The sequence below is a fragment of the Stutzerimonas stutzeri genome, assembly GCF_000952685.1.
Taxonomy (GTDB): domain Bacteria; phylum Pseudomonadota; class Gammaproteobacteria; order Pseudomonadales; family Pseudomonadaceae; genus Stutzerimonas; species Stutzerimonas stutzeri_E.
On sequence record NZ_JYHV01000034.1, the window covers coordinates 221,755 to 233,902 of the forward strand.

Consider the following 12,148-nt stretch of genomic DNA (forward strand, 5'->3'; position numbering starts at 1 on the left):
TCAGCTTCCAGGCAGGTGAAAGGCGGGAGCGATCGCCCCCGCCCGGTCGTGTTACGCCGGCTCGACCAGCATGCGGCCGACCATTTCCATGTGCAGCGCGTGGCAGAACCAGCTGCAGTAGTACCAGTGCAGGCCCGGCTTATCGGCAATGAAGGTGATGGACGAGGTCTGCTGCGGGCTGATCTCCATGCTCGCGCCGTGGTTGGTCATGACGAACCCGTGGGACACGTCCTCGATCTGGTCGATATTGGTGATGACCACGGTGACTTCGTCGCCCTGCTTGACGTTGAACTCGGTCAGGCCATAGGTCGGTGCCGACGAGGTCATGTAGACGCGCACCTTGTTGCCGTCGCGGATGACCTTGTTGTCGGTTTCCAGGGTGATGCCGTCCTTCTTCGCCATCTCGACGGTCGGCGCGAAGAATGGATCGTTGCGTTCCCAGATCTTGCGCGTCTTGATCTGGTCGCGACGGGCGAGGATGCAGTCGTGCGGCTCGGCGTAGGTCGGGCCGTCATGCACCAGTTTCATCTCGTCGCCGGAAATGTCGATCAGCTGGTCGTTTTCCGGGTGCAGCGGCCCGGTCGGGAGGAAGCGATCCTTGGAGAACTTGCACAGCGCCACCAACCATTGACCGTCGGCTTCGCTGGTTTCGGTCAGCGAGGCATGCAGGTGGCCCGGTTGATACTGCACATCGAGCTTCTGCTTGATGTAGTTGACCTTCTCGCCGTTGTAGGCGCGCACCGCGTCGGCCATGTTCCATTTGACCACCTGGCTGTCGATGAACAGCGTGGTGTAGGCATTGCCGCGGCCGTCGAAGGTGGTGTGCAGCGGGCCGAGGCCCAGTTCCGGTTCGGCGGCGACCACATCGCGCGGATCCTTCAGCTTGCCATCGAACAGGTCATCGAGCTTGGCGATCTCGATCATGGTGACGGTCGGCGACAGCTTGCCGGCTGCGATGAAGTACTTGCCATCGGAGGACGTGTTGCAGCCGTGCGGGTTCTTCGGCACCGGAATGTAGCGGGTGAACTCGGAGCCTGCGCGACCGTCGACCACCGGCACCTTGGAATCACCGATGGTGCTGAACTTGCCGGCCTTGATGGCGGCCTCGATGCGCGGAATGTTGTACACCACGACCCAGTCGCGCTCGTTGCGCATCATGCCGCCCAGGTCGTAGGCCTTTTCCGAGTTGTAGCAGGTGGAGGCGGCATACTTGCCGGTGTAGTCGGCATCGGTGTTGTCCAGATTACCGTCGACGATGACCTGGAAGGCCATCTCCATCTTCTCGGCATCGATGACGTTGAACAGGGTGTAGGCGCTCTCGGCCTGCAGGTCGAAACTGCTGCCGTCATTGGGGTGCGGAATCACGAACTCGGCGTTGGCGAACACGTACTTGGTGTGCGGCACCTTCTGCAAACGCAAGCCGTGAATGGCCTGGACGTTGGGCACGGTGAGCATCTTGTCGCACTTCATGATGTCCAGACGGATCCGCGCGACGCGGCTGTTGGCCTTGTCATTGATGAACAGATATTTGCCGTCGTACTTGCCATCGGTCATCGAGATATGCGGATGGTGGCAGTCGCCGTTCAGGTATTTCGCGCTGTCGCCCATGATGTGGCGGCTTTCGTTGGTCAGTCCCCAACCAGTGGCCGAATCGACGTTGAACACAGGGATACGCATCAGCTCACGCATCGACGGCACGCCCACCACGCGTACTTCGCCCTGGTGGCCGCCGCTCCAGAAACCGTAGTAATCGTCGAGCTCACCGGGCGCGACGTGGATCTTCGATTTCGCTTCCTTGACCGCAGCCGCCCACGACTCGCGCGTCATCACGCCGCCGGTCAGGGCCGTAGCCGCTACCACCGCGCCGGTCATGGCGCTGGCCCCGAGGAAGCCGCGGCGACTGAGGCCACTCTTCTCCAGCGCCTGGGGGTTCTTGGTTTCTTTGTCGCTCATGTGATTGCTCCTTAGGGGACAGCTTTTGGTCAGAGGATCATTGCGAGCTTTCGCGCTACGGCGCCTCGCTCGCGGGGTCCATCACTTGCACTACGGGAATCAGCGTCGGGCCGGCAGGGGCCTTCTTGCCGCGCTTGGTGCGCTTGTTCTTCAGAATCAGCGGCGGGCACTTGTTTTCGTTGTGGTAGGTCATCTGGCAATCGAGGCAGTAATGGCACTCGTTGGCATTGATGTGGCCGTCCGGATGAATCGCCTGGATTTCGCATTCCTTGGCGCACAGCTGGCAGGGGTTGCCGCATTCCTTGCGTCGCTTGAGCCAATCGAACAGGCGGAACTTGGTGGGGATCGCCAGCGCCGCGCCCAGCGGGCAGATGTAGCGGCAGTACACCTTGCGGGTGAAAACGTTGATGACCAGCAGCGCCACCGCGTAAGCGACGAACCACCACTGACGATCGAAGTGCAGGGTGATGGCCGTCTTGAACGGCTCCACCTCGGCGGCCTTCTCGGCCATCATCATCGACTCGAGCGAGATGCCGAACAGCACCAGCAGCACGATGTACTTGATCGCCCAGAGCCGCTCATGCACGGCAAACGGCAGTTCGTACTGCGGGATCTTCAGCTTGCGCGCGGCCTCGTTGATCAGCTCCTGCAGGGCACCGAAGGGGCACAGCCAGCCGCAGAACACACCGCGTCCCCAGAGCAGGATGCTCGCCGCGGTGAAGGTCCAGAGAATGAAGATCACCGGGTCGGTGAGGAACAGCTCCCAGCGAAAATCCTGAAACAGCGCATGGACGAAGGTCAGCGCATTGACCACCGACAGCTGCCCTAAGGCGTACCAGCCGATGAACACTACGGTGAACACCAGGTAGCCGCGACGCAGCCAGTGCATGAAGCGTGGGCGCCGGGTAAAGGTGTCCTGCAGGAAGAGGATGACGGTCAGCAACGCCAGGGCGACCAGGATCACGCCGATCTGGAAGCTCTTCTGGTACCAGATGTTGACCCACATCGGCCGGCTGGCCTCCTCGGCCGCAGCCAGTTCCTCGGCACTCGGCTGCGGGCGATCGAGGTAGGCCTCGGGCATCTGGTACGGCAGCTCGAAACTGGTGAACACGCCGCTGACCGGGCCGGTCTGGCGCCGCACCAGCAGCTCCAGCGTCCAGGGTGAGCCGGGGTCGAAGGCGCCGTGCTGGCGGACGATGAACACGGCCATTTCACCGAAATCCGGCATGCCCTCGGCATAGACGTCATCGAGGCGCTGGAAGTCCATGTCGCGGAAGCTGATGACATTGCCGAACTGGCGCAGCTGCACCCGATCGAAGATGCCACCGCGCACGTACCCCGAGCCCTTGAAGGAATATTCGCCGCTGGCCATCACCGCAACGGCATGCTCGCCCGGCTTCAGCGCTCCCATGAGCGACTGGTACTGGCTGTCGCCCAGCAGGTTGCGGCCGATGGTCGGCGGATTGATTTCGGCGGCATAGAGGTCGATGAAGGTCTCGTTGGCAGCTTCCGGGGCGGCTTCGTCGATGCCCTCGGCGTCGGTGCCCTTGAACGCCTGGTCGATGTCGCCCTTGGTCAGGTGCAACCGGCGGATCGCGCCGTTGCCGGTGAGCTCGCTCCAACTGGCCGGCTGATAGTCATCCTGGCGAATCGTGGCCGGTTTCTGCGTCGCGCCGCCCTTGTCCTCGACCAGCCCGAGCGATACCGCGACGTCGTGACCGGCACGCATGACGATCTCGTTGACCACCATCACAGTGACCGTGGCGCCGGTCACGGCATCGATGGTGACGGCCTTTTCGTCACTGGAATGGCCAACGACCACCCGCTGATCGATCTTGATGCCCTGGTACTTGGCGGTAAATGCGTGGAGCTTCTCCACCGGGATGCCCACCAGCAGAATCGGTTCGTGGTGCTCAAGCACATAGGCATCGACTATCACGCCCTGCGGATCGAGCAGCACCTGGATATTGATCGGCTTGCCGGAATAGGCCGGAATGTCGACCACGTTGATGGTCTGGAAGGCGTAACCGAGCACCTCGTCACCCTTGCGGATGGTGCGCACCTGATAGTCGCCCTCGGGCGCGGAGAGGCTGGTGCCAGGAAAGAATTGTTCGAGTCGCTGCTGTTCGGCTTCGTATTCCTTGGCCTCGAGGGTTACGGCGCCCAACATCAACGTCATCAGCAGAGTGAAGCCAAGCCCCCATGCACGCCTGACAGCTACTGCGAGAGATAGACGGGACTTCATGACCTACCCACTTTCACTTATCGAATGTGAAGCGATGGTAGGGAGTGGGTCGGGCGCTCTCCTTGACTCGGATCAAGCTTGCACGGGTAACCCTGATTGCATTGAGCCATGTCAACGAGACGGGATCTGGCGGAGCGCCGATAGTCTCGCGCCCGTCCGAAGCAAGAGCGGTTAGCTGGTCTGCTCGCGGTTCAGTCGCAATGACCATCGAGCATTGACCGTGGCGGTCTGGCGCTCACCGTGAATGAAGGATTCGCACCCGGTAGGATGGGCCGAGCGGCGTTCCGCTTCAGCCCACCAGCCAGCTACACGCCGTGACGTCCGGGCGGGGTGAGGTAGACCATGGTCGCACCGCGGGTGGCTTCGCTGGCCTTGATCTCCATCCGCGCAATGCTGCGCAGGTGCACCTGATCCGGACCGTCGGCGAAGCGCAGGGCACGGCCGGCGGTCCACATGTCGGCCAGCGGCGTATCGGGGGTCAGCCCCATGCCGCCATAGACCTGCATGGCGCGGTCGACTACCCGCGTCTGCATGCGCGGCACCAGCGCTTTGATCATTGCGATCTCTTTGCGCGCTGCCTTGGCACCGACTTCGTCGATCATCCAGGCGGTCTTGAGCACCAGCAGCCGCGCCTGTTCGATCTCGATACGCGACTCGGCGATCCAGTCGCTGATATTCGAATATTGTTGCAGGTACCTGCCGAACGCCTTGCGCTCCTGGCAGCGCTCGACCATCAACTCCAACGCCAGCTCGGCCATGCCGATCGAGCGCATGCAATGATGGATGCGCCCTGGGCCGAGCCGAGCCTGGGCCATCATGAAGCCCTGCCCTTCCTGGCCCAGCAAGTTGGTGGCCGGCACCCGCACGTTACGCAGCAGCAGCTCGCAGTGGCCTTCCGGCGCGACGTGGTTCATCACCGGGATATTGCGCACTCGCTCGACACCGGGCGTGTCGAACGGCACCAGGATCATGCTCTGCTGCCGATGGGTATCGGCGTCCGGGTCGGTCTTGCCCATGACGATGAGCAGCTTGCAGTTGGGGTGCGAGGCATTGGTGATGAACCACTTGCGACCGTTGATCACGTAGTCGTCGCCGTCGCGGCGGATCAGTGTCTGGATGTTGGTGGCATCGGAGGATGGCACGTCCGGCTCGGTCATGGCGAAGGCCGAGCGGATCTCGCCCTCGAGCAGAGGCTTGAGCCAGCGCTCACGCTGCGCCGGCGTGGCGAACAGGTGCAGCAACTCCATGTTGCCGGTGTCCGGCGCGTTGCAGTTGAACACCTCCGATGCCCAATGCACACGGCCCATGATTTCGGCCAGCGGGGCGTATTCGAGATTGCTCAGACCCGTGCCCGGTTCGTCCTCGCCGAGCGAAGGCAGGAACAGATTCCACAGCCCTTCAGAGCGTGCCAGCGCCTTCAGATCCTCCATGAACGACACCGGGTAGGCTCCGGCGGCGACCTCCATGTGCCAGGCGCCGTTACGCGGCACAACGTACTCATCCATAAAGGCCAGTAGCTGCTGGCGCAAGGCCTCAACACGTGGGCTGTAGGCGAAATTCATCGGATACCTCGTTGATCTGACGGGCAGGGATGCGCTGACGATAGGCGCGATGGGAGCCGAAACAAACAAGGCTAAAGCGGCTGAATCTGCCCACAATCACGCCAGCCGATAGCGCATGGGGATTGACCGAGGTCATCGCCGACCCTGTGTCGATGCAGTAGAGACGCGACTGGCATAAACCGCCCGATCGACAACAGGCACAAGCCGAAGGCCCGCAGTGAGGCCCGTTGGGGATAACGGCCTGGGCGGCCGCGGCCCGTTACCAGTGCAGGTAGAACATGCCCTTGGCCAGCAGCACGATGCCAATCATCTGGGCAAATATTGCCCAATGAACGCGCCGATAGCGCGCCGGCGTCATGCGCCCGCTGCGCAGCAACATCGCGACCAGGCCGAAGGTGAAGAACACCCCGATCGCCAGCAGGATTTTCAACGACAACAACGTCGCGAAGCTGCTGGAGAAGGGATCGGCGAGTGCTTGGCGGTGATGCCAGGCCAGGCCGATGCCGGCGCCATAGACGAACACCACCACCCAGTGCAGCACCACCCGCAGGCGAGCACTGACCGCCTTGTCGACGGTCTGCATGGTCGCCGGCTCGATCTGCTGGCGCACCCGGGCGAGCACGGCGACCTCGACGAACAGCGCGCCGATAAAGAAGATCGCCGCCAGTAGATGCGTGATGTGTAACAAGGAGTAGCTCATCTCGGCTCCTTCGCGTCTGATGCCGGCCAGCCTATCAGAACGGCAGACCTGCGCTGCGGGGCCCTAGCGGTTGTCTGCGCTGATGAGCGTGCCGTCGCGTTGTACCTGCTCCCCGGCGACCAGGCCATTGTGAGAACTGCGTAGGCGTGATTGGCTGCCATCTTCGTGCTCAACAACATAGAGCGTCTGTTCGAGCCCCGCCGCCTTCTGCACGCCCTGCCCGGCAAAATAGCCCAAGCCACCGCCGACCAGCGCGCCGATTGGCCCACCGGCAGCGGCCCCGAGCATGAATCCACTGAGCCCGCCGAAACCGCCGCCGACGACGCGGTCCTCTCGCGCCGTTACCACCGAATCAGCGACAGCCAGCGAGCTGGACAATAGGGTTGCACAGGTAACCAAAGCGACTAGATTTTTCATGCGATGCTCCTTCAAGGTGTTGTGTCGTTCCCTTGATGACAATCACGAAGCGTGCCGCTTTTAATTTCTTTATTTTTCAAACACCTGAAACAGGTGATGTACTTTTTACCCACATCCATATGGTTATAACGACCTAGCGATAAGTTTTTTTAACCCTTATTTGATCGCCTTATATTTCATGCTGATGGAGCCGGCCGATGATCCGCTGCAAACGCGCCTACGAGACTCCGGAACCCAACGATGGACATCGTGTGCTGGTTGATCGGCTCTGGCCGCGAAACCTGCGCAAGGAAGCGCTGGCGCTGGATGACTGGCGCAAGGATCTGGCGCCCTCGACCGAGCTGCGACGCGCGTTCAAGGCAGGCGAAAAGGTATACGAGACCTTTCGAGACGATTACCGGCGAGAGTTGGCGGGCCACCCGGAGCACTGGTGGCCGCTACTGGACATCGCCACTAAAGGCCCGCTGACGCTGATCTACGCCGCCCGCGACGAGCAGCAGAACAACGCGCGAGTACTGGCCGAATGGCTGGAGGAAGAGCTGGAACGGCGTGGCGCGCCGAGTTCGCCGACCTGCTATGCCGGCGAGCGGATGGCGTGAGGGGCAGGGTTGCGGTTGACCGTCAGCGCACGCATCACGTCGGCTCTGATTTGCGCGTCATACGACGGCCATAGGACAGGATCTCCTCGCACCAGCATTCAAACGAACCCGAGCGCGCCACCGAACGACATGCAGCTGCCAGCCAACGACTCGCGCCACCGCGCCCCGACGCTGAGAGCCGCGGCTATGGTTCAATGCATTCAATAGCGTGAGCGTGCTGCCAGGAGATTTGCATGCAGGTCGAGCTGATAGAGATACGCGACCACCTGAGTCGCTTCGCCCCCTTCGACGGACTGCCGGACGACACCCTCGACGAAATCGCCCGGCAGGTCGAGGTCAGCTATTTCAAGGCCGGCAGCGACATCCTCCGCTATGGCGAACCGATCGAGGACCTGCACTACATTCGCAGCGGCGCGGTGGAAATCTACCGGCGCAACGGCGAGCTGTACAACCGCCTGTCCGAGGGTGAGGTGTTTGGCCAGTTCGGCCTGCTGCGCGGGCACAGGGTGCGCCTGCCGGCACGGGCGATCGAAGACAGCCTGATCTACTTCATTCCCGGCCAGCTGTTCGAACAGCTGTGCGAGGCGCATGACGCCTTCGCCGACTTCGTCGAGGCCGAAGGTCAGTCGCGGTTGAAGCCGGAAGAGCCGAACGGCAAGGCCAGCGAGCTGATGAAGATCAAGGTGCGCAAGCTGATCACCCGGCGCACCGTCAGCGTACCGCTGGGCACCAGCGTGCAGGAGGCGGCGCAGGTGATGACCGAACATGGGGTCTCCTCGCTGGTGATCCTGGGCCCACCAGCGACCGCTTCCGCGCCGTCCAGCATCCAGATTATGACCGGCATCACCACCGATCGCGACCTGCGCACTCGAGTATTAGCCGAAGGCCTGGCACTGGATACCCCGGTCGACCAGGTGATGTCACCCAACCCGATCACCATTCAGGCCGACGACTCGGTATTCGAGGCGATGCTGTGCATGCTGCGCCATAACATCCATCACCTGCCGGTGATGCATCGCCAGCGCCCGGTTGGGGTGATCAACCTGTCGGACATCATCAAGTACGAATCGCAAAGCAGCCTGTATCTGGTCAACAGCATCTTCAACAAGCAATCGGTGGCCGAACTGCAGGCCCTGCTGCCGGACCTGCGCGCAACCTTCCTGCGCATGGTCAATGAAGAGGCCACCGCGCACATGATCGGCAGCGCCATGTCAGGGATCGGCCGCAGCCTGACCCATCGCCTGCTGGAACTGGCCGAGGAACGGCTGGGACCACCGCCGGTGCCCTACTGCTACATGGTCCTGGGATCCATGGCGCGTGACGAACAGCTGATCGTTACCGACCAGGACAATGCCCTGGTAATCGACAACCGCTTCGACCCGCGAATCCACGACGAATATTTCCTCCAGTTGGCGAGCTTCGTCAGCGACGGTCTGGCTGCCTGCGGCTACAGCTACTGCAAGGGTGGGATCATGGCCAGCAACCCCAAGTGGCGCCAGCCGTTGAGGGTCTGGAGAAGTTATTTCACCCAGTGGATCGAGCAGCCCAACCCGGAAACCCTGCTCAACAGTTCGATCTTCTTCGACCTCGACAGTGTTTACGGCGAGGCCAGCCTGGTGGAAGGCCTCAAGGATCTGATTGCGCAGAAAGCCAGCAGCAACCCGCTGTTTCTCGCCAGCCTGGCACGCAACGCGCTCAACCGCACACCACCCCTGGGCTTCTTTCGCACCTTCGTGATGGAAAAGGACGGTCAGCAGAACAACATCATCAACCTCAAGGGCCGCGGCACCGCGCCTCTGACCGACCTGATCCGGGTACACGCCCTGGCCGTCGGCTCCAAAGCCCAGAACTCGCTGGAGCGCCTGGACGCCATCGCCGCCACCAAACTGTTGACCGAAGACGCCATCACCCAGCTGCGCAATGCCCTGGAGTTCCTCTCGATCGTGCGCATCCGTCATCAGGCCATGGACCTGCTGGAGGGGCGCGAGCCGGATAACTACATAGAACCGGAAAAGGTGTCAGCCAACGAACGACACAACCTCAAGTCGGCCTTCCAGGTGTTGAGCAATGCGCAGCAGTTCCTGCGCTTCCGCTACCCTGGTCAAGCTCAAAGCCGACCACTATGAAGCGTAACGCCCATACGCCAACCCCCGATTGGCCAAGCCTGTTCGCCCAACTGGCGCAAACGGCACGCGATCCACGCCTGGTACGCTTCTACCAAGCCGGCACGGTCAGCGCTGACACGCCCCTGGAGCAGGTGCCCTTGCTCGCGCTGGATGTCGAGACCACCGGCCTGGACAGTCAGCGCGACTCGATCGTCAGTCTCGGCCTGGTGCCCTTCGACCTGCGCCGCATCCGCTGCCGCGAGGCCAGTTACTGGGTGGTCAAACCGATTTGCGAGCTGAGCAGCCAATCGGTCACCTTCCATCACATCACCCATTCGGATATCAGCGAGGCGCCACGACTGGCCACCGTGCTCGACGAGCTGCTCGCCGCCATGGCCGGCAAGATCGTGGTGGTGCATTACCGCAACATAGAACGGGGTTTTCTGGACCAAGCGGTGCGCCACCTGCTGGGTGAAGGGCTGCAATTCCCGGTGATCGACACCATGCAGCTTGAAGCACGGCTGCATCCGCGCCGACGCCGGCCCGGCTGGCTGCGCCGTCTGATCGACAAGCAGCGGCCGGTATCGATCCGGCTGGCCGACAGCCGCCTGCGCTACGGCTTGCCGCTGTACCAGGCACACCATGCCCTGACCGACGCCCTGGCCACCGCCGAACTGCTGCAGGCGCAGGCGGCCAGGCACTATCCACCGACGACGGCGGTGGGCGATCTCTGGAACTAAAAAAACGCGACCGCCATGGGTCGCGTTTCTTTGTAGAACACTGGGGTACACACCTGATCGGCATGCACCCCCGGATACGTCCGTTAACTACCGCGGCTCACTCATCAAACCTTTGACGATGGACACGCAGCCCACCAGCAGCACGATGGTAAACGGCAGACCAGTCGATACCGCCATGGCTTGCAACGCGACCAGGCCGCCCCCAAGCAGCAAGGAAATGGCCACGATTCCCTGCAACACGGCCCAGAACGCCCGCTGCGGAACCGGCGCGTTGACCTTGCCGCCGGCGGTGATGGTGTCGATCACCAGGGAACCGGAGTCCGACGAGGTGACGAAGAACACCACCACCAGCACGATTCCGACAAAGGAGCTGATCTGCGTCAGCGGCAGCTCGCCGAGCATGGCGAACAGTTTCAGTTCCAGCGCCGCATCCTGCACCCCGGTGAAGCCATCGGTGACGAACTGGCCGAGGGCCGTGCCGCCGAACGCGGTCATCCACAGTACCGATACCAGCGACGGTACCAGCAGCACGGCGATCAGGAATTCACGTACGGTACGGCCGCGGCTGACCCGGGCGATGAACATGCCGACGAAGGGCGACCAGCTGATCCACCAGGCCCAGTAAAACGCTGTCCAGCCTTGGCTGAAGTTGGCGTCGTCGCGACCGATCGGATTGGACAGTGCCGGCAAGTTGGTCAGGTAGCTGCCCAGGTTACTGAAGAAGCCGGTCACGATCGCCAGGGTCGGCCCGACTACGATGATGAAGAACAGCAGCAACAGCGCCAGCACCATGTTGATTTCCGACAGGCGCTTGACCCCCTTGTCCAAGCCAGCCAGCACCGACATCAGGGCGATCACGGTGATACCAGCTACCAGCAGAACCTTGCTGGTGTCCGTATTGGGCATGTCGAACAGGAACTCGAGACCGGCCGCTGCCTGTTGCGCACCCAGGCCCAGCGAAGTGGCCAAACCGAACAGGGTCGCGAACACCGCCAGAATATCGATGATATGGCCCGGCCAACCCCACACCCGCTCACCGAGCAGCGGGTAGAAGATCGAGCGGATGCTCAACGGCAATCCCTTGTTGAAGGAGAACAGCGCCAAGGCCAAGGCCACGATGGCGTAGATTGCCCAGGGGTGCAGGCCCCAGTGGAAGATGGTGGCAGCCATACTCAGGCTGGCAGCAGCCTGGGCATCGCCCGCCGCGGCGCCCAGGGGAGCCCAGTCGGTTCGCACGCCATTCTCGACGGTGGTTCCCCCCATGGCCGTGGAGAAATGCGACATGGGTTCGGCGACGCCGTAAAACATCAGGCCGATGCCCATGCCGGCGGCGAACAGCATGGAGAACCAGCCCGTGTAGGAATAATCCGGGGTCGCGTCCCTGCCGCCCAGGCGTACCCTGCCCAACGGCGAAAGGATCAGCCCCAGGCACAGCAGGACGAAAATGTTCGCCGAGCCGAGAAAGAACCAGGCCAGATTGCTGGTCAGCCAGTCGCGAAGCGCAGTGAACAGCGGCTCGACATCGCTGCGCAGGGCGAGCGTAACGACCACGAAAAGCACGATGGTCAGGGCGGAGATAGTGAAAACCTTGCCATGAATGTCGAAAAACTTGCGTTTGATGTTGTCCTGACCGATGACGTAGTCGGTATCGATCAGGTTGGCCGCCCCGGTCGGGGCGGGGATACTCTCCACGGCCGACGCCGTGTTCTTTCCAGGATTAGTCGCCACCTGCTGTTCTCCTTATTCTTGGTTGGCACTTCGAAACACACGCACAACGGACGAACAAGCCCCCTGTTGCAACCGGGCTGGTTCCGCCTGCTAGATGAT

The 12,148-nt window shown here is 62.2% G+C and carries 9 protein-coding genes; 3 read left to right on the forward strand and 6 right to left on the reverse strand.

The annotated features are described in order from the left end of the window. Positions 1-51 precede the first annotated feature (51 nt). The 5 genes from nosZ to UF78_RS18170 form a co-directional block, all read right to left on the reverse strand. Positions 52-1,953: a TAT-dependent nitrous-oxide reductase gene (gene nosZ / locus UF78_RS18150; protein WP_045163619.1), complete on the reverse strand. Its 1,902-nt coding sequence runs from the start codon at positions 1,951-1,953 to the stop codon at positions 52-54. Between the two features lie 55 nt (positions 1,954-2,008). Beyond that, positions 2,009-4,198, reverse strand: a complete 2,190-nt coding sequence (gene nosR / locus UF78_RS18155) for a transcriptional regulator NosR (RefSeq protein ID WP_045163620.1) — start codon at positions 4,196-4,198, stop codon at positions 2,009-2,011. Positions 4,199-4,503: 305 nt separating this feature from the next. Continuing rightward, entirely contained in the window at positions 4,504-5,760 is a 1,257-nt protein-coding gene (locus tag UF78_RS18160; RefSeq protein ID WP_045163621.1) for an acyl-CoA dehydrogenase family protein, read from the reverse strand. A 259-nt stretch (positions 5,761-6,019) separates the two neighbouring features. Next, entirely contained in the window at positions 6,020-6,460 is a 441-nt protein-coding gene (locus UF78_RS18165) for a CopD family copper resistance protein (protein ID WP_045163622.1), read from the reverse strand. Between the two features lie 63 nt (positions 6,461-6,523). Then, entirely contained in the window at positions 6,524-6,877 is a 354-nt protein-coding gene (locus UF78_RS18170; RefSeq protein WP_045163623.1) for a hypothetical protein, read from the reverse strand. Between the two features lie 197 nt (positions 6,878-7,074). On the opposite strand from UF78_RS18170, the gene UF78_RS18175 reads away from it, so the two are divergent. The 3 genes from UF78_RS18175 to UF78_RS18185 all read left to right on the forward strand — a co-directional run bounded on the left by UF78_RS18175 (position 7,075) and on the right by UF78_RS18185 (position 10,321). Beyond that, positions 7,075-7,476, forward strand: a complete 402-nt coding sequence (locus UF78_RS18175) for a DUF488 domain-containing protein (RefSeq protein ID WP_045163624.1) — start codon at positions 7,075-7,077, stop codon at positions 7,474-7,476. A 233-nt stretch (positions 7,477-7,709) separates the two neighbouring features. After that, entirely contained in the window at positions 7,710-9,602 is a 1,893-nt protein-coding gene (locus tag UF78_RS18180) for a DUF294 nucleotidyltransferase-like domain-containing protein (protein WP_045163625.1), read from the forward strand. Further along, positions 9,599-10,321, forward strand: a complete 723-nt coding sequence (locus UF78_RS18185) for a 3'-5' exonuclease (protein ID WP_045163626.1) — start codon at positions 9,599-9,601, stop codon at positions 10,319-10,321. Before UF78_RS18180 ends, UF78_RS18185 begins: the two co-directional genes overlap by 4 nt. A gap of 87 nt (positions 10,322-10,408) precedes the next feature. On the opposite strand, the gene UF78_RS18190 is transcribed toward UF78_RS18185, so the two are convergent. Beyond that, a complete protein-coding gene (locus UF78_RS18190) occupies positions 10,409-12,013 on the reverse strand; it encodes a BCCT family transporter (RefSeq protein WP_230623683.1) in 1,605 nt (534 codons plus the stop codon). Between the last annotated feature and the right edge of the window lie 135 nt (positions 12,014-12,148).

Coding starts and splice junctions, on each gene's coding strand:
- nosZ (WP_045163619.1), bottom strand. CDS start 1,953: ATGAGCGACAAAGAAACCAAGAACCCCCAGGCGCTGGAGAAGAGTGGC.
- nosR (WP_045163620.1), bottom strand. CDS start 4,198: ATGAAGTCCCGTCTATCTCTCGCAGTAGCTGTCAGGCGTGCATGGGGG.
- UF78_RS18160 (WP_045163621.1), bottom strand. CDS start 5,760: ATGAATTTCGCCTACAGCCCACGTGTTGAGGCCTTGCGCCAGCAGCTA.
- UF78_RS18165 (WP_045163622.1), bottom strand. CDS start 6,460: ATGAGCTACTCCTTGTTACACATCACGCATCTACTGGCGGCGATCTTC.
- UF78_RS18170 (WP_045163623.1), bottom strand. CDS start 6,877: ATGAAAAATCTAGTCGCTTTGGTTACCTGTGCAACCCTATTGTCCAGC.
- UF78_RS18175 (WP_045163624.1), top strand. CDS start 7,075: ATGATCCGCTGCAAACGCGCCTACGAGACTCCGGAACCCAACGATGGA.
- UF78_RS18180 (WP_045163625.1), top strand. CDS start 7,710: ATGCAGGTCGAGCTGATAGAGATACGCGACCACCTGAGTCGCTTCGCC.
- UF78_RS18185 (WP_045163626.1), top strand. CDS start 9,599: ATGAAGCGTAACGCCCATACGCCAACCCCCGATTGGCCAAGCCTGTTC.